At 69.0% G+C, this 16753-nt stretch carries 15 protein-coding genes; all 15 read right to left on the reverse strand.

Annotated features, from left to right (window positions below; translation table 11 throughout):
- Positions 1 to 85: 85 nt before the first annotated feature.
- On the reverse strand, positions 86 to 2575 hold the full coding sequence (locus QZ656_RS19775) for a phage tail protein (protein ID WP_291994994.1): 2490 nt from the start codon (positions 2573 to 2575) through the stop codon (positions 86 to 88).
- A complete protein-coding gene (locus QZ656_RS19780; RefSeq protein ID WP_291994995.1) occupies positions 2575 to 4887 on the reverse strand; it encodes a putative baseplate assembly protein in 2313 nt (770 codons plus the stop codon). The genes QZ656_RS19775 and QZ656_RS19780 overlap by 1 nt, the downstream gene beginning before the upstream one ends.
- Positions 4887 to 5288, reverse strand: coding sequence for a GPW/gp25 family protein (locus QZ656_RS19785; RefSeq protein ID WP_291994996.1), 402 nt, complete (start codon positions 5286 to 5288; stop codon positions 4887 to 4889). Before QZ656_RS19785 ends, QZ656_RS19780 begins: the two co-directional genes overlap by 1 nt.
- Positions 5285 to 7060 (reverse strand): hypothetical protein, encoded by a 1776-nt coding sequence (locus QZ656_RS19790; protein WP_291994997.1) that lies wholly within the window; start codon positions 7058 to 7060, stop codon positions 5285 to 5287. The genes QZ656_RS19785 and QZ656_RS19790 overlap by 4 nt, the downstream gene beginning before the upstream one ends.
- Positions 7054 to 7740, reverse strand: a complete 687-nt coding sequence (locus QZ656_RS19795) for a phage baseplate assembly protein V (protein WP_291994998.1) — start codon at positions 7738 to 7740, stop codon at positions 7054 to 7056. Before QZ656_RS19795 ends, QZ656_RS19790 begins: the two co-directional genes overlap by 7 nt.
- Positions 7740 to 8834 carry a contractile injection system protein, VgrG/Pvc8 family gene (locus QZ656_RS19800; protein WP_291994999.1) on the reverse strand — a complete coding sequence of 365 codons (1095 nt, stop codon included), beginning with the start codon at positions 8832 to 8834 and terminating at the stop codon, positions 7740 to 7742. The genes QZ656_RS19795 and QZ656_RS19800 overlap by 1 nt, the downstream gene beginning before the upstream one ends.
- Positions 8835 to 8846: 12 nt before the next feature.
- The gene (locus QZ656_RS19805; RefSeq protein ID WP_291995000.1) at positions 8847 to 9020 is read right to left on the reverse strand and encodes a hypothetical protein; all 174 of its coding nucleotides are present in this window, start codon (positions 9018 to 9020) and stop codon (positions 8847 to 8849) included.
- 11 nt (positions 9021 to 9031) lie between these two features.
- A complete protein-coding gene (locus tag QZ656_RS19810; protein ID WP_291995001.1) occupies positions 9032 to 10174 on the reverse strand; it encodes a hypothetical protein in 1143 nt (380 codons plus the stop codon).
- Between the two features lie 8 nt (positions 10175 to 10182).
- Positions 10183 to 10647 carry a phage tail protein gene (locus QZ656_RS19815; protein WP_291995002.1) on the reverse strand — a complete coding sequence of 155 codons (465 nt, stop codon included), beginning with the start codon at positions 10645 to 10647 and terminating at the stop codon, positions 10183 to 10185.
- The gene (locus tag QZ656_RS19820) at positions 10647 to 12209 is read right to left on the reverse strand and encodes a phage tail protein (RefSeq protein WP_291995003.1); all 1563 of its coding nucleotides are present in this window, start codon (positions 12207 to 12209) and stop codon (positions 10647 to 10649) included. The genes QZ656_RS19815 and QZ656_RS19820 overlap by 1 nt, the downstream gene beginning before the upstream one ends.
- Before the next feature lie 76 nt (positions 12210 to 12285).
- Positions 12286 to 12729 (reverse strand): phage tail protein, encoded by a 444-nt coding sequence (locus QZ656_RS19825; protein ID WP_291995004.1) that lies wholly within the window; start codon positions 12727 to 12729, stop codon positions 12286 to 12288.
- Positions 12730 to 12746: 17 nt separating this feature from the next.
- Positions 12747 to 14504, reverse strand: coding sequence for a phage tail sheath subtilisin-like domain-containing protein (locus tag QZ656_RS19830; protein ID WP_291995005.1), 1758 nt, complete (start codon positions 14502 to 14504; stop codon positions 12747 to 12749).
- 60 nt (positions 14505 to 14564) lie between these two features.
- A complete protein-coding gene (locus QZ656_RS19835; RefSeq protein WP_291995006.1) occupies positions 14565 to 15377 on the reverse strand; it encodes a hypothetical protein in 813 nt (270 codons plus the stop codon).
- Positions 15374 to 15961 (reverse strand): DUF4255 domain-containing protein, encoded by a 588-nt coding sequence (locus tag QZ656_RS19840; protein WP_291995007.1) that lies wholly within the window; start codon positions 15959 to 15961, stop codon positions 15374 to 15376. The genes QZ656_RS19835 and QZ656_RS19840 overlap by 4 nt, the downstream gene beginning before the upstream one ends.
- Positions 15962 to 16423: 462 nt before the next feature.
- Positions 16424 to 16684 carry a hypothetical protein gene (locus QZ656_RS19845; protein ID WP_291995008.1) on the reverse strand — a complete coding sequence of 87 codons (261 nt, stop codon included), beginning with the start codon at positions 16682 to 16684 and terminating at the stop codon, positions 16424 to 16426.
- Positions 16685 to 16753 lie beyond the last annotated feature (69 nt).

A 16753-nucleotide genomic window follows, 5' to 3' on the forward strand; every position in this document is an offset into this window, starting at 1 on the left:
CTCCTGGTGTCGGTTTGAGTTGTCGGCGCTGTTGCCAGCGTATTTGCCAGCGAATTTGCCAGCACTCCTGCCGTGCTTCTGGCCCCTAGTCGGTCAGGCGCCATCGATACTCGGTAATGCGCCCGCCGCGCACAGCGCTCGAGCTGCTGCCGTCGAGAACAAAGCTGCGGGCGTGCGAGACGGTCGTCTCCGGGCCAGCATCGGCGACCGGCGGCAGCACCGGGAACGGCGACGCCGCACCCGACAAACGCGGGTCCAGACTGCCGACGCCGAGGACGTAATCGCCATTACCGAGGCTGCTGACACCGGCGCGAGCGGCGATGCGCTGGTGCGGTGGGCCAAGGTAGGTATCGACGCCGACCAGGCTGGCGATGCCGACCAGCAGCGGCCAGCTAGCAGTCGCCACCTGCACTTCGACGTGCGCCGGCGATTCGAGCTCGACGATGCGCCGCAGCAGACCCAGGTCTTGCGGCTCGACGCTCTGATGCACCAGCACCAGCGCACGGAACGCGAGCTGGTCGTAGAAAGCCAGTACCGCCGCACGCTCGGCGCTCGAGATCAGCTCGTCGCGGAACAGCGCCAGCAGTTCGACGCGTTCGGACTCGCCGAGAAGCAGCGTATCGCCGACCACCGAATTGCCGCTGATTACCAGGCCCGGCAGCAGCGGGTCATCCTCGACATTGAGGTTCACGCCGAGCAGCGTGCTCATCAGCCGGCGCATGCGAAAGCCTTCGAGAACGATGATCTCGCCGCCACGCACGCCGCCGTCGCTGGCGATGTCGAGCGCCAGCCGCAAGCCGCGCTGGCTGCCGTGGTAGCGCGCCAGCTCGCTTGAACGGACGAGCCATTGGCGCCGCCGTCCCTCCGGCAGCGCCGCGTCGAAGGCCACCCCGAGCCAACCGCCGAGCCAGTCGAGCGATTCTTCGGGCAGCACCGCCGGGTCGCTCGCCAGATGCGCCGCGGCAACACGGTCTTCGAGCGGCGTCAGAACGCCTTCGACGTTGGCCAACAGGCGTTCGAGGAAATCAGCGGGCGTGGCGACGCCGGAACTCTCGGCAGCGGCGCCAAATTCGCTTTCGCGGTACAGGCGCGGCAGATAGTGATCACGGTAGGAAAAGCGTGAGCCGTAGGCGCGCAGTGCGGCGAGTTCGGGCGAATCACGACCCTCGCCGAAAAAATCCACGCGCACCCACAGATAGCGGCCGCTGAGCGCCCGCACGCGATGCGTCGCACGCTGGATCAGCGCTGTCCATAGCCCGGCGCGGCCGGGCTCGGGCGCACCCCAGGCGCCCAGACCGGGATGGCCCGGCAGCTCGGAAGGCTGCCGCTCCCACACTGCGAGCGGCACCGGGCCGGCGGGCAGCGACGCGGCGGGCAGCTCACCGAAAACGTGCGCGTGCCATTCATCGACGACCGCGACGCTCGGCTCGGCGCTGGTCGCCAACCACACCAGCAGCCCACAGCCAGCCGGCAGACGCGCTTCGGCATAGAGCCGGTGCCAGACCGTCTGCTGGTCGCCGCTGTCGATGAGGTGCATCGCCGTGCCACTGAAATTCGCGGCCTCACCGCGGCGCGCGAGGTTGGCCAGCGACAGCCGGTAAAGCGCTTCGAGCGCACCGCTTGCCAAGGGGTAACGCGGCGGCTCGTCGAGGCGATGCGCGAAGGGCGCTTCTTCGGCGTCGGCCGCCAGCGGGTAGATATCGCCGGCCGGCGGCAAGCTCAACGCGGCAGCAGGCGATAGCCGCGGCAGCCACACCGGTGCGTCGCGGCGACCGGGAACGCGCGCGGCAATGCCGCCCTCGCCAAGCCAGTCGATCGAATAGGCGAACGCCGCGCCGGCGAGCGTCTGTGCCGGCCCAAGCGTGCCGAGTTGCCGATCGAGCAGGCGCAGGCGGCTCTCGCCGTCGCCGAACCATGACAACAGCGCCAGCGTGCCGTCGGCCGCCAGCGCCAGCGACTGCGGCCGCTCGCCGACCGGCCAGACAACGCGCTCGCAGACCTTCAGCGTCGGCGGGCCGGGATTCTCGGGGCTGGGGCGGAAAGTTCCCGGCGCGTAGTCGGCCGCCGGCCGCTGCGGCTGGACGCAACCGCTGAGGCGACCGAGGCGACCGCTGCCACGTTCCAGCAGCCAGGCGCCGCCGAGCCGATCAGCGGCGATCCGCCACGCCTGGAAACCCGGCGTCGGCAGCAAGGTATCGGGCCAGCGCCCGCGCAGGTCGTGCAACAACAAGCGCCCGGCCAGCGCCACGTAGAGCACGTCGTCAAAGCCGGCGGCAAAGTCCAGCGGGCGCTCGCCGAGCGACAGCAAAGTCGCCGCCGCTGGCAGGTGGCTGACGACGACGATGGCCATCGCGTCCTGCTCCCAGCGCGCACACGCACCGTGCCGGTCGACCGAGCGCGGCAGGCGCTCGAGCGCCGTACCGGCAATCGCCACGGCGTCCGCCGGCGGCGCCGCGAGACTGCGCTCGCTGGCCAGGCGCAGAGCGCGACAGCCGGCACGGTAATCGACACGACTGCGCCCCGGCCAGTGCCGGTCGTCGGCAAGCAAGTAGAAGCGCTGTCCGTTGGCGTCCATCAGCACAGCTCGGGGACGACCGGCACGGCGACAGCGCTGTCGTCGGCGAAGGGATTGGGCAGCGCTGAAAGGTCGCGCGGCGCACCGCTAGCGCTGCTGCCGACCGGCGTATCGACCGCCACCACCGACAGCAGCTCGGGCAGCTGCCAGGCAGCGAGTTTGAGCGACTGCGTGCCGTCGGGCGTGTTGCGCGTCAGCAGCCGCCATTGGCCCCGGCCAGCGATCTCGGCGCGTTCGAAGACGTTGATCCCGGCAACCTCGGCGACGCCGGCAACGCGCGAGACTTCCACTTCCAGCTCGCGCTCGCGCAGCGTGCGGCCGAGCGGCCAACCCGTGCCGCCCGGACCATGCGGCGGCAATGGCCAGAGCAGCCGGCGCAGCGCTTCGCGCAGCTCGAAGAGAACCGCTTCGCGGCCAAATCCGTCGCGGATCGTCACCGCCACCGAGACGCCCAGCGGCACGTATTCGCAGCCGATCACGTACAGCTCGGTGGCCAGCGGCGAGCGCACCGACAGATGCGCATGCACACGTTCGATGAACGGCCGGTCGGGGCGCGGATTCGGTGCCTTACCGAAAACCCGCGCCGGCAGGACCAGCACACTGACCACGCCGGGAACGTCGAAGCGCCGCTCACGCGGCTTGAAGCGCGCCATCACCTCGACGCGCGCGACGTCGGTGCCGGGCACCTCCAGCGCCAGGCGACGGTAATCATCGGCAGTCACCGCGCGCTCGCGATGCCGGAGCATCGCTGGAATGCGCTGTTCGGCGCGGGCCAGCGTTTCGGCGTCGTCACCGCCCTCGGTGGCCAGCGGCTGCAGTACCTTGATCGCTGGCATGCTTCTTGGCGCACCGAGCAGCCGCGCCGAGGAGACCTCGCTCAGGCTTGCCGGCGGCAGATTGCCGGCGCGACCGCCGCCGAAGCGCCCGTAGGCCAGGCGGATGCGCATCTGCCGCTCGGGCAGCCGACCGCGCACGCCGTCGCCAAAGCGCAGCGTCGCGGCCTCGGCGTCGAGCTCGAAGACCGCCGCCTCGCGCGCCACCAACGCGTCGGCCGAGATCGCGGCGAGATCATCGACGCGCGTCCAGCGCTGATAGCCGCGGCCGGGCTCCTCGACCTCGATGAGCAGGCTGTCGGCATCGGCCGCAACGGCCGGCAACTGGAAGACCTGGTCGGCAGCGCCGGTGGATACCCCCAGGACGCGACCGGCGAGCGTGCTGCGCTGGTCGACGGCGACGGCGTTGATGCCGACCCAGGCCAGCTTGAGACTGGCGACGCCGCTACCCGGCCGCGGCCGCAAGCGCAGCCAGCCGATCAGGCGGGCGGCCTTTTCCGGGTCGTCGACGCGCGGCGGATTGTCGCCGACGCCGGCGCGCGGGTTTTCGCCGACGTCGTTGAGCGGCGCCCAGAGCAGCGCTTCGTCGGGCATCGGCAGGCGCAGTACGCCCGCCCGGGTGAGGCCGGCGGTGCTGTCGTTGGCGTCGCCCGGCAAGGGTTCGACGGTCAGGTAGTCGGCGTTCACTCCGTCGGTGCCGCGCGTCACCACTTCCCACAGGACCGGCACACGGGCGCGCGGCCCGACTTCCTCGAACAGCGCCGCGGCGGCAATCGCCGGCACGACGCCGACCGACAGCATCGCCGTCGCGCCGCTGTCGCCGCCGCCAAGCGCCGCGCGGGCGCTGTCGTTGGTCGCCAACTGCTGCTCGGGGCGCGCCGCCACCGGCGCCAGCAGCGCCAACCACAGCGCGCGGTCGGCGCTGACGGCGAAGACATCGACGCCGTCGCCGCTGGCCGCCTGACCGCCCTCGAACAGCGGCGACGCGAGATAGCCTTTGGCGGCGCCATCGATGCGATGCACTTTCTGCAACCCGGCGATCACCGCCTCCATGCGCGCCGCGTCGGCGTCGGCCAGCGGCCGCTTGTACCAGGCTTCGGCAGTGACCGGCAGCAGCGTCGTTTCGGCCAGAGTTTCGAAGGGCAGCGGCGCCTTGATGCGGGCGCCCGGGGCGAGCGTCACGGCGCTGAGCTCGGTGGGCTGCGCAAAAGCCAGGCTGACGATGCCGGCAGCCGGCCGCGCCGGCCGCAGACCCTGGCCGAGCAGCTTGAGGAACACCAGCCGCTGGCGCTCGGGAATCAGGTTGACGCGATAGAGCAGCGCGTCGCCGAGCCAGGCAAACAGTTCCAGCAGCGTGCGGCCGGGATCGCCGAGGCGCGGGTTGGTCCATTCCGGCGTATGCGCCGGGATGCGGGCCAGCAGGTCTTCGAGCAGGTCGTCGAAGCGGCGGTCGTCGAGACGGGGTGGCAGGATCGGCATCAGCCTTCCTCCAGTCGAACATTCACGGCCAGCGCGCCAGCGGTGCCGGAGCGGGCCAATCGATAGGCGATCTCCACCCGCAGGTCGGATGGCTTGTCGGGCACTTCGAAGACTTCTACCCGGTCGAGCAGAATGCGGCGCTCCCAGCGGCCGAGCGCGTCGATCACCCAGTCGCGAATCTGCCGCCGGGTGGCCAGGGTGTTGGGGGCGTGCAGCAGACGATCGAGTCCGGCGCCGAACTCGGCGCGCATCAGTTGCTCGCCGGGTCGGGTACTGAGAATCACGCGGATTCCCTGGCGCACGCTGGCTTCGAGATCGGGCCAGTCGAGTCGTCCGTGCTCGTCGGGCAGCGCGAACAGCGGCCAGCCGAGCAAGGGACGCGGCAGCTGACTGCTGCTCATGAGTCACCTCCTCCCTTCTTGGGGAAGGGAATGCAAATCTTGATGAACATCATCCAGCGGAAGAACAGATCGAACAGCGACAGGAAGATGTTCAGCACGATGAACGCGCAGATGGTGATGATCGGAATGTTGAAGCTGCAGATCCAGCCCAGCTTGAGGCCGTTGTCGGCCGGTTTCTTGCCGTCCATCAGATCGAGTGGATCGCCCGACAGCAGGTTCTGCATCGACGCCGGAACGGTGAAGGCGACGTTCGGCTTGAGCTTCTTGAGCATCTCCTTGTCGCCCGGGTCGGGCAGCGGCACCTGCACCGGCGGCGCGCCGCTGCCTTCGTACCATGGCGCAATCACGAAAGCCGGGCTGTAGTCGCCCCACACCGTGCGGGCCGGGCATTTGCCCTCGGGCTTGAGACGCACGAAGGCGCGCAGCACGTAACGCGCGTTGGCGTCGTCGAAGCGTCCGGCGACGCCGCTCACCGCTGCGAAACGCCGCCGCAGGCACGCCGATAGGGCGCGCGCCAGCGCCTCGCCGGTACTGGCGTCGAGCGCCGGCCAGCCGGCCGGGATGGTCGGCGCCGGCGCGATCGATTCTTCATTGAGCAGGATGCGGCTCGCCGCGGCGAGAAAATCGCCCGCCGGGTGACTGCCGGCGATCGGTGTGCCGGCCACGTCGGCGAGCGGCAGCGCGATGTCGTTGAGCACGGTCATGAGCGCGTCGGCCTCGGCGCTGTCGCCGAAAGCGTCAAACTCGACAGCCAGCTGGCGCAGCAGGAGCAGCAGGCGCTTCATCGCGCTGCGCTCGGAATCGGCCGGATTGCCGGCGATCGCTGCCAGATCCGGCGTCAGCGCACTCCCCGGACGCGGCAAGCTGTCGGCGAGGCCGCGCAGCGGGCCAAGCAGGTGCTCCTTGAAATCGCCCGTCGTCGGGCCGAACGCGGCCTCGTCAAACTCGGGCGCGCCGCCTTCGGCCTTTTCACTGCTGGTGGTCGGGATCAAGCCGTAGAACAGCGTCGCGCCAGCCGCCTTGCAGACCTCGGGCGGGGCGACGAACATCGGCACCACCGACTCGTTGAGCAGCGCGTCTTCCTGCGCCGCCAGCAAGGTGCTCAGCTCGCGGTCGAGGACCGGCTGGCCGGTCGTCGGCCGGCTCAGCCGGCGCAGCGCGTCGGGATCGTGGCGGTTGCCGCTGGCCGCGCCGTCGGCGGCGGTGCTGACGCGCGCCCAGCCCTTGAGGCTTTCGCCGGCGCGCATCCAGCCCTGCTTCACTTCATTCCCCCGGGAATCACGCGACAGGCGGCGGATGACCATGCCGGCGCCGTCCACGCGTTGCGGGTCGATGCGCGGTTCGCCCGGCGTCGCGCAGCGCGCTTCCATCACCGCCAGGTTGAACTGGCGCTGGATCGGCTGGAAGAGCTTGAGCAACGGCGTCGCTTCGGCGGCGCGGCGGACGCCTTCGAGCAGCTGCAGCTCGCTCGTCGGCAGCGGCGCAGCGGCCGTCCGCCCGCCGGCGAGACCGAGCTGGCGACTGGCATCGCGCAGCTTGTCGAAGAGTTCGCGGCCACTGTTGCGTTTGCCGCGCGGCCGCGTATCGGAGCCGCTGGCGATGCTCACCGCGCGCGCCAGGCTGGCGCGCAGGCCGACGCGCCCATCGGCGTCGCGCAGAGCCGCCAGCACGGCCTCGATGAAGTCCTCGTCGCTGCGCTGCAGGATCGCCGGCGCGCCGCCGTCGGCAAGGTCGCGCGGCGCCGAGAGGATGATCTCGTGATGGCTCACCATATGTTCCCCGCTCCCGGTGTGTAGCTGCTGGAGACCACCGCCGTGGCCTGCAGGATTTCGCATTTGACGATGCCGGAAAACTTGGCCATCGCCGTATCGACGGTCACCATGCCGGCGCTGACCTTGACCTGCGGCGCCTCGACCTTGACCTCGGCGCTGGCGGTGATGGTGATCCGCGCCGCCTCCATCACCACCCGATTACCGTTGGAGTCCTCGACGGTGACCTTGCCCGGCCCGTCGGAGAGCGTCAGTTTCTGGCCACCCGGCGTTTCGAGCACCAGTTGTTCCTGGCCCTGCTGGTCGTCGAGCGTGACCGTGACACCGTTCTTCGAGCGGATACGCTTGAAGCGATTGCCCTCGTCGCCGAGTTCGGCCGGCGGCGCGTTGGCGCCGCTCCACAAGCCGCCGATGACCAGCGGATAGCGCGGGTCGCCCTGCAGAAACACCACCAGAACCTCGTCGTCGACGTCGGGCATCAGGAAAGCGCCGCGATCGGCGCCGGCAAACGGACACACCACGCGCGCCCACAGCGGCGCATCCTGACCCTCGAAGGCATCAAAAGCGAGCAGCCGCAGCTGCACCCGGTTGCGATGCTCGGGGTCGGCAATGTCGACCACGCGGGCCAGCTGGGCGCCGTTGAGCCAGCCGGCGGCGGGCTGAAAACGCGGTGCGCGATCCATCACGAAGCCTCGCCGAGGTACGCACACTCGCCGACGAACTCGGTGCGATAGCCGGCGCGCACGTCGTAGCGGTGGCGCGCCTCGACAACGTAATAACTGTTGTCCCAGCGTCCGGACAGGCCGCTGACGGCGACCGTGCTGCCGACGCGCAGCTGCGCATTGCCCTCGGCGACGCCGTCGAGGCGGACGAAGCGGCGCGCGCGCTGGTCGAAAGCTGCCTCGGCCACAGCCTGTGCTTCGCCATCGCTGGCCAGCGCCAGGTGACCCAGGTGTTCGCTGCGCGCTTGCAGCGCGCGACCGAGCCAGTCGGCACCGCTGCTGCCGCTGCCGGGCCCGCCGTGGCTGAGGCGGCTGGCCTCGGCACTCACCGCGCTGCCAGCGACCGGGTCCCAGCCGGCGGCGGTGATGCTCGTTACCTGTTGCGCGAGATCGGCGACGACCCGGGCGCGCGCCAGCTGGCCGTGCAGCTCGAGGCTCAGTTCACCGCGCCGAACGTCGCCCCGCGGCGCCACCTGCAATTCCTCGCCGACGATCTGCAAGTCGCCGTCGAAGCGCCCGAGCAGCCGCCGCAGGAAAGCGAGATCGCTCTCGTTGAGTTGCGCCCAGGTGCCGATCGGCTCGGCCAGACCCTGAACCGAAGGACGCAGGCCCAGCTCGTTGGCCACAGCATTGACCACATCGGCCGGCGACATGTCGGTGTAGACCTTGCTGCGTCGGGCCATGCGGGCGCGGCCGAGCGGGTCTTCGGCGAGTACCACCAGCTCGGGTGGCGAGCCCTGCGCGAATTCGGCCTCGAGGCCGCTGACCACCCCGCGGAAGAGCTCGCGGGCCTGCGTCTCGTCGCCAGCGTAAACCTCGATGGCAGTGCCCAGCGTCAGCCGCGAACCATCCTCGAAGGCATATTCGGCACCGCCGTCGGTGCTACTCGCCCAGTTCGAAAAACGCAGTTCCGCGCAACTCATGCCACCCTCGGATTCGTCGATGCGCATGCCGATGAGCAGCTCCGAAACGCGCAGATCCTCGTGCCCAGCGAGCCGCAGCGTCGGTCGCGCACGATAGACAGCGGATTGACTGACCGAGGTTTCAACGGGCATGGTGGCAAACTCCTAATCGGCCAGCCAGCGCTGGCGGCGCTCATTGCGCAGCGCGAGTTCGCGCAGCGTCGCTTCGACTGCTTCGGCCGCGCGCGCCGCATCGGGCGCTGGCGCGGCACTGACCGACTGCGATGCTTCGTGCTCCGGCCTGACGTCTGCCTGCATCTCTTCGATCATGATCGGCATGACTTACTCCTCTATCCTTGGCGCGTGCCGATGACGAACTCGGCGTCACCACTCACGTTGGCCTTCAAGCCGCTGCCGCCGCCGTCGATCAGACGACCGCCGACGGCCACCTTGCCAGCACTGGAGATACTCGCCGAGCCCGGCAGCAGGTTGCTGGTCGATAGCGGCCGCGAACTCACTTTGCTCTCAACGCGTAGCCCGGAGAAACCGGCACTTGCCGACGCACCTGCGCCAACCGACAAGGACGCCGACGCGCCGCTGCCGACGCTAAGGCCAGCGCCACCGCCGATACCCACGCCGGCGCTGACACCCAGCCCTGCGCCGCCGCTGACACTCAGGCCGGCGCCGCTGCCGGCGGCAAAAGCCGCCGCCGGCAGCAGGTTCGCACTGCCGCCAGCCGCGAACCCAGCCGACGCGGAAAATCCGGCGCCCGCCGACACACCGATGCCGGCCGAAAACCCGGCACCGACCGACGCCCCAGCCGAGAAGCCGACGCTTGCCGAAGCCCCGACCGCGAGTCCGCCGCCGGCGCCAAAGCGCAGGCTCGGCGAGCCGTTGGCCACCGCGATGCCGCGTGCGGCGCGTGGATCGCCAGCCTTGTTGGCAGCGCCCTGCGGACCCCCTAGCGGACCCTCGTCGTCGGGCACGACGACCGGTTCGGGGCTCAGCTCGCCATCCACCGAGGCATGATCGCCACTGGTGCCGCCTTCGAACGTGACGTCCTGACTCGACAGCGTCAGGTTGATCGACGAGCGCAGCGGCAGACCACCCGCGGCGAAGAAGTCGATCGTCTCCTTGTACTGCTCGACCATGCCGGTGAACGAGTAGGCGCCCCAGCTGAACTTCACTACCGGCGGCACCTTCTTGGTCTGGCCCTCCGGTACCGGCTGCAGGAGCTGCGCCATTTTGTTGGTGGTGATGCGCACGTCCTCGCCGGTGTCGGTGCTGTCGAAAACGACGTCCATGGTCAGCTTGGCCGTGGTCTGGCTGACGTACTGCTTCTTCCTGGCGCCCCGACCCTCTTCCTTGAGGGTGTTCGAGACCGTGTGCTGCAGGCTGGCCGGATTGAAATGCACCGGCACAGTGACCTTGGGGCCGGTCATGGTCTCGAAGGTAGCGGGCGTATCGACCAGGTCGTCGGGAAATTCGGACATGACCAGCCTCAGCTAACGAGCACCAGGCCCTCGTGGGCCAGATGCAGTTCCTCGATGCCGATCTCGCTGCCCTTGGCGTTGAGGTCGGCGGCTTTGAACTTGACCGGCAGCGCACGGCGCAGCGCCCAGCGCACCATCGGCTCGTCGGCGCTGTTGCGCATCTCGATCTCGACCTGCAAGCGATAGGCATAGGCGCCGGCGCCAAGCTTGGCGAACCAGTTCCACAGGTCGCGGGTGTCGGTCATGCCGCGTTTGAGGACTACCGTGGCGAAGCTCACCGGGCCGGCACGCTGCACGGCGCCGTAGTTGCTGCCGCCGACCTTGATCACCTTGGGTTCCATGGTCGCTTCGAGCCCGCTGCATTCGGAGAACGCCCCCTGGCATAACGCCACGTCGTCACCGCTTGGATTGGCCAGCGACTGCTGGCTGAAGCTGACGTGGAAACGGAAGACGTGCAAGGGAATGTCGTTCATCACGCCACCTCGCGCAGTGCGTTTGTCAGCGCTTCTGCTGCGCCACCACCGGTGAGGTCGAGCACCACGCTAATGCGCTCGACCGCAGCCACCGGCAGGATGCTGACTTCGGCGCGCAGGCGGCCGTTGTCGAGATCGTTCTGGCTCATGGTGCTGCGATCGCAGCGCACGCTGAACGCTTCTTCCGGCGACGCGCCGCCGAGCGCGCCCTCACGCCAGAAGGCGGTCAGCAAGTGCCCGAGACTGCGCTCGATGCGCTGCCACAGGAGCGGTCCGCTGGCCTCGAAAAGCGCCGCTTCGCCGGCACGCCGGGCGGCCCGCAACAGCGCACCCATCAGCCGGCTGACGCCGCCGGCACGCCAGGCTTCGTCGGCGCTGGCTGTGACATCCGAATGCAGGGCCCAGCCCACGGGCGAAGGTGCGATCACGCACACGCGTTGCGCGAGGCGGTCTGACGGTGTTTCGGCAATACCGCTCCAGGCGAGCAAGGGCTCGCTGCCCGAAACCGCGGCCAGCCGGCTACCGGCCACCGAGCGGAAGGTGCCGCGCGACAGCGCGTTGATCGCCAGCACGCCGGCCAGCAAACCGTCGGGGGCTTCGAGCGCACCTGGCAGGTCGGTGCTGTGGCTGGTCCTGAGCCACGGCCAGGCCAGTTGTACGAAAGCGCTGGCCGCGGCACGGCCGCCGTTGCTGCTGTCGGGTTCGATGAGCACACCGGCGTTTTCCAGATAGGCGTGGAAATCGGCCTGTGCCCAGGCGTCGGCGTTGCGGGCGTCCTGCATCGGCAGCGGTAGGGCCGCCAGCAGCAGCATCTCGCGGTGCAGCCGGGCGAGGCGTTCGCGAGCGGTGCCGATGGCGTTGCGCCAAGCGATGAAACCATCGTGATCGGCACGCGGTGGCGCCAGGTCGCGCAGACCGACGTCCTGCTCGACGCCGACCACGGCGTTGCTCGAACAGTCGACGAAGACCTCGGGCGAGCTGGGCGGCTCGACCGCAACGTCGACGAGCGCCGGATCCGCCGCGCAGATATCGGCCAAATCGGGCAGGCACAGCAAGCTCACCTCGGGCAAACCGGAGAGATGACCGATGCCGATCCAGCTCGCCGGGTCCATCGGGTTTGCGGCACTGGCCAACAGCGCCGCAAGCCGTGTCGTGCGCTGCGCCGCGCGATTCCCGACGACCTCCAGGTAAGGCCATGGATCGCCGCAGCGCACGATCAAGGCGCGTCGTCCGCCATTGGCAAAGAAGCTGCGCACCGCGGCACCCAGATAGCTGGCACAACGCCGCTCGCCGCGACCGATTGGCCGCGAGTCCCAGGCAAACAAGGCGTCGAAAGCGTTCCAGCTGTCAACCACTACCGGCAGCTGCAGCAGCGCCTCGACCTCGGCAGGCGGCCGCGCCCACGGCCCGGCGATCCAGCGCGTCTCGGCCAGCGCCGTACGCACGTTGGCCGGCAGGGCGGTCGCCCGTCGGCCAACGTAGCCGACGAAGCAGGCCACATCGACGCGATTCGCATCGGCGGCGACACGCGGCGGCGCCAGCTCGAAGGAGACGCCGTTCACGCCGGCACCCCCGCGAAAAAACTGGCGGCGGGCAATGCCTCCGGCAGGCGATAGCGGATCATCGCGGCAGTCCCACCTAGGCCTGGATCTCGAAGCCTTCGGCGGCCAGCACGACCTCCTCCATCGCCACGTCGCCGCCGCCCTTGCCGGCCAGCGTCGGGCCGCTGTACTTCATCGGGATGCAGCCGCGCAGCAGCCAAGTCCGCACCGGGTTGTGGGCTTCGTCGAGCAGCGTCACGGCGACCGTTTTCTGGGCCGCCGGGCCGGCGGTGCGCGTGGCGTCGAGCCACGACCACAGTTTGTCGAAATTGACGATGCCGCGCTTGAGCGTGACGTCGCTGACCTTGTGCACGCCGGCGACCTTGCGGACGTGGTTTTCCTTGTCGTTGCCGGAACGGTATTCGGCGACGGTGACCTCGGTACCGATACCGGAAACGTCGGAGAAGCCGCCAAACTCTTCGCCGCCGTCGAAATTGACGACGAAGTTGAAGGCGCCATAGGGTGTGATTCGCTCAGCCATGGTTCAGTCCCCTTCGCTCAGGCACGGGCATCGGCGGTCTTCTGGCCGATGCGGAAGATCACGAATTCGGCCGGCTTGATTACCGCCAGACCGATCAGGCAAACCAGGCGACCGTTGTCGAGGTCGTTCTGGGTCATCGTGCTGCGGTCGCAGCGCACGAAGTAGGCTTCCTCGGTCTTGCTGCCGAGCAGCGCGCCGTTACGCCACTCGTTGTAGAGGAAGTCGGAAATCGTCTGCCGCACATTGGCCCACAGCCGCTCGCCGTTGGGCTCGAAGACCGCCCACTGCGTGCCGCGGTCGATCGATGACTCGAGGTAGTTGAAGTAGCGCCGCACGTTCACGTACTTCCACTCGGGGTCGGACGAAGCGAGGCGCGCGCCCCAGACGCGGAAACCGCGACCCGACAGGTAGCGCAGGCAGTTGACGCCGATCGGGTTGAGCATTTCCTGCTGCGCGAAGTTGATGTCGAGCTCGAAGCGCAGCGCGCCGCGAACGACCTCGTTGGCGGGCGCCTTCCAGACGCCGCGCTCGACGTCGTTGCGCGCGTAGATGCCGCTGACGAAGCCCGACGGCGGCAGCGCCAGTTCGCGCGGAATGTCCTCGCGACCGGGCCTGGCGAGCGGGTTGGGCACCACCACCCAGGGGTAGTACACCGCCGCGTAGCGCGAATCGATGAGGCCGCGCAGGTTGCGCGCCAGGCCCGGCGTCTGGTCGGGCGGCAGGTCGAGCACGGCGATGCGGTAGGCGCGGCGCGATTCGGCGTGCGAGATCAACAGGTTGTTGATCGCCTGCGCCTCGGCGTAGGCCGACGAACCCGGCGCGGCGACGATCGAGATGTCCTCGAGGCCCGCCAGCTCGCCGAGCGCCAGCGCGTAGTTGGCAGCGGCCGGTGGCGCACCGTCGAGCCCGCCGATCAGCGCGATGACCCGCTCGAGTTCGCCGGCGGCATTGATCACGGCGCCGGTGAACAGGGCGTTGCGCAGCTCGAGCGCGCTGACGTTGGCACCGATGGTGATGGCGAACATGTTCTGCAGGTGATCGGCGCGGCGCGCCGGCGCGGCCGACATCATGTGGCCAACCCAGGTCGGATGGCTGCGATCGAAGCCGAGGCCATCGAAGCTCAGATCCTCGCCGTCGTCATCGATGGCGACGACCAGCAGGCTGACGATACGCGGTGTGTCGGCGGCCAGCACCGCCGGCACTTCGGCGGCGGCGCTTGGGTCGGTCGCCGGATGCCAGTCGTTGCCGACCTTGAGGTGGAAAGCAGTGCCACCGCCAACGCCGGTGAGCAGCAACGTGCCGGTCGGCGAATTGGCCATGGCGGTCGCCGCCACCGGCGCAAATTGCTCACGCACCACCAGCCGGCCGTTGCCGATGCTGCCCGGGAAGCGCGAGACGAAGTGCACCGCCTCGTCGGCCGTAGCACCGTCGGCCGTCACCTGCCCGCTGGCGGTCGTTGCGCCGGCACCGACGGCGCGCGAGACGTAGAGCCGCGAACCGCCCTCGTTGAAGAAAGCGCGCACCGCGTGCGCCAGATAGTTGGTGTTGGGTGAGGTGCCGGTGAGCGCCAGGTCCGAGATACCGCCGTAGATGCGCTCGAAATCGCCGAAACTGGTCAGCAGCTCGGGCACCTCCTGGTCATCGGTGGTGGGACGGAACGGCCCCTTGCGGGTCGGCCCGACAAAGGCCGTGGTGCTGGTGCCGACGCCCTCGATTGACTTGGCGCGGAAGCTGGTTTCCTCGACATAGACGCCGGGAGCTAGGTACTCGGGCATGGCAGGTCTCCTTCGATCGAGCGTGCCGGGCCATGGATGCCCGGATTTCGGACCGTCTGCCTATGGCAGATCGAGGCCCAGGTTGAGATTCAGGGCGCCCCGCGCGGCGAGGCTGACGTTCTGCTGCGTTGTCGGCAGCGCCGCGCGACGCGTTTCGATGTCGCTCGGGTCAAGCAGCGGCATGGCCGCCGGCTGGCGACCGGCGCGCACGTCGACGATCGGCGTGCGCGTTCCCAATGCCGGGTCGAAATAGACCTCGACGGTGGCGGCGATGCTGCTCACGACGACGGCGTCCTCGTCGTCCGACCAGGTGGTGACCGGCACGCCGACCACCGGCACCAGTGCCTCGCCACGCCAATCGCTCATGCCGCGCGCGAGCACCGCGGCACCGGCGACGACGCGCAGCAGCGCGCCGCCCAGGGCGGCGCCGTCGGCGTTGTCGGTGATGCTCGCGCGCAGCGCGGTCCAGTTGCTTCCCAGCCCGGCCGTAGCGCTCGGGTAGAGCGGAACATCAACCGCCACGAACAGCGAGTTGGGTAGATCGACGCCCACCGCCGACGGGTCGCGTGGCAGGGCAATCGTCGCCAGACGCGACAGATAGGCGCCAAGCGGGTCGCGCAAGCGGATCTCGAGCGCCTCACTGCCCGGCACCGGCAGCGCCGGTGGCGCTTCGAAAGCGGCGGCGTGCGTCGGCAGCCGCGACCATTCGTGGATCACGTAGAGACCGCTGCGATTGCGGGCAATGCGCGCGCCCGCTGCCGACACCTCGAGGGCGCCGCGCACGGCCATGCCGGTCGTTCCGTCGACGGCGCGCAGCGCACCGAGCACCCGCCATTCATGGCGTTCGAGTTCGTGCAGGGGACGGGCGCTCACGACGCATCCTCGCCGAAGGCGAAACGGCCGCTGAGCACCGGACGGAAGCGCGCGTCGTCGCTGTCCGGGTCGATCCTGACCAGCCTGGCGACGTAGGAGACCGACAGCCGATACGAAGGCGACAGCGCGTCCCAGATGCGCATCACGTCCTCGGTGGCCAGCTCCGAGGGGACGATCTGGATGACCTCGTCGCTCGCCCAGCCGGCGTCGGGAGTCAGCGACGAGGCGTCGAGCACCGGGAATTCGTGCAGTTGCCGCAGTGCCCAGGTAAGCGCCACCTGTTCGTCCTGCGGCGCCATTCCCCAGCTGCTCATCAGGTAGTGTAGATCCAGGCCGAGCGGTGCCAGCCGACTGTCGGCCGTGCGCAGATGGGCGCTTTGCCGCGAGTGCTCATTGACCGACAGGCGGTAGAGAAAGAGCGTGATGCGGTTGCGCTCTTCGCCGTCGCTGGCCAGTTGTCCGGCGCTCACCAATTCGAATTCGCAGGCCGGCAAGGCGCGACCGCCGATCTCCGTCGGGTAGGTATTGCGCAGGAAAGTCGCAATCGAACTTCCCACCGAATGCACCGCGAATACGTTGGCCATCGTCGTCCCCGCGAACTCAGCTGCGGCGAGCGCGCCGCCTCCCGATGCCTTTGCCGATTGCTGCAATTGCCGTGACAGCCGCCATGCGCTTGCGCCCTCCGTGTTGATCTGCCGGCCAATGGCCCGACTTGCTCAGACCGTCTTTTCAACACATTCCAGCAAACGCCGTGCCAGTCATTAAGCGCCCGTCAAGTGCATGTATCCTTTAGAGTTTGTCGAAGACGATGCGGGGCGGCACGGCCGCATGGGTCAAACCGGACCCGTCGCCGCCACCATCTCGGCGAGTCAATCGCCCGCGTCCATCGGCCAGCCGTTGGCCGATCTGCCTTGAAAACCGGGCGCCAGGCAAGCGACGCGAATTTCTGGCAAGGCTGGGCTGGCGCTGACCCGGGCGGGTCGAGATTGACCCACTGGTCGCGAAAGGGCGCGACGGCAAGCGGCCGTAGCGGCCGGCAGAGCACGCTAAATTCGATCAGAAGAACCGTCTGGCGTGAGTTCGGCGCGCGAAAAAACGACATGACGGTCGGCGTTCTGGCGGCGGCGAACGAGCTTCTGCGCCTGCAGACGATCGAGAGCCGCTTCGACGCAGTGCCGATCGACTCGCCAGTAGCGCGGCAACCACCACTCGCAGACGCCATCGACGGTGTCGGCGGCGTCGGGATGGCTGTGCAGGTGACGCAGAATGGCGTCCACCACCTCGGAAAGGCTTGCTTGCGGCTCCATTGACTCCCCTCGCTGCGACGACACGAGAGCGCAAGCAATGATCGTGCTATGCGCTCTTGCTGAGGGGGA

Origin of the sequence: Candidatus Accumulibacter sp. ACC003, from assembly GCF_907163085.1 — a bacterium.
Lineage (GTDB): Bacteria > Pseudomonadota > Gammaproteobacteria > Burkholderiales > Rhodocyclaceae > Accumulibacter.

Coding starts and splice junctions, on each gene's coding strand:
- QZ656_RS19790 (WP_291994997.1), bottom strand. CDS start 7,060: ATGGTGAGCCATCACGAGATCATCCTCTCGGCGCCGCGCGACCTTGCC.
- QZ656_RS19805 (WP_291995000.1), bottom strand. CDS start 9,020: ATGCCGATCATGATCGAAGAGATGCAGGCAGACGTCAGGCCGGAGCAC.
- QZ656_RS19830 (WP_291995005.1), bottom strand. CDS start 14,504: ATGCCCGAGTACCTAGCTCCCGGCGTCTATGTCGAGGAAACCAGCTTC.
- QZ656_RS19810 (WP_291995001.1), bottom strand. CDS start 10,174: ATGTCCGAATTTCCCGACGACCTGGTCGATACGCCCGCTACCTTCGAG.
- QZ656_RS19800 (WP_291994999.1), bottom strand. CDS start 8,834: ATGCCCGTTGAAACCTCGGTCAGTCAATCCGCTGTCTATCGTGCGCGA.
- QZ656_RS19825 (WP_291995004.1), bottom strand. CDS start 12,729: ATGGCTGAGCGAATCACACCCTATGGCGCCTTCAACTTCGTCGTCAAT.
- QZ656_RS19840 (WP_291995007.1), bottom strand. CDS start 15,961: ATGGCCAACGTATTCGCGGTGCATTCGGTGGGAAGTTCGATTGCGACT.
- QZ656_RS19780 (WP_291994995.1), bottom strand. CDS start 4,887: ATGCCGATCCTGCCACCCCGTCTCGACGACCGCCGCTTCGACGACCTG.
- QZ656_RS19815 (WP_291995002.1), bottom strand. CDS start 10,647: ATGAACGACATTCCCTTGCACGTCTTCCGTTTCCACGTCAGCTTCAGC.
- QZ656_RS19795 (WP_291994998.1), bottom strand. CDS start 7,740: ATGGATCGCGCACCGCGTTTTCAGCCCGCCGCCGGCTGGCTCAACGGC.
- QZ656_RS19775 (WP_291994994.1), bottom strand. CDS start 2,575: ATGGACGCCAACGGACAGCGCTTCTACTTGCTTGCCGACGACCGGCAC.
- QZ656_RS19785 (WP_291994996.1), bottom strand. CDS start 5,288: ATGAGCAGCAGTCAGCTGCCGCGTCCCTTGCTCGGCTGGCCGCTGTTC.
- QZ656_RS19845 (WP_291995008.1), bottom strand. CDS start 16,684: ATGGAGCCGCAAGCAAGCCTTTCCGAGGTGGTGGACGCCATTCTGCGT.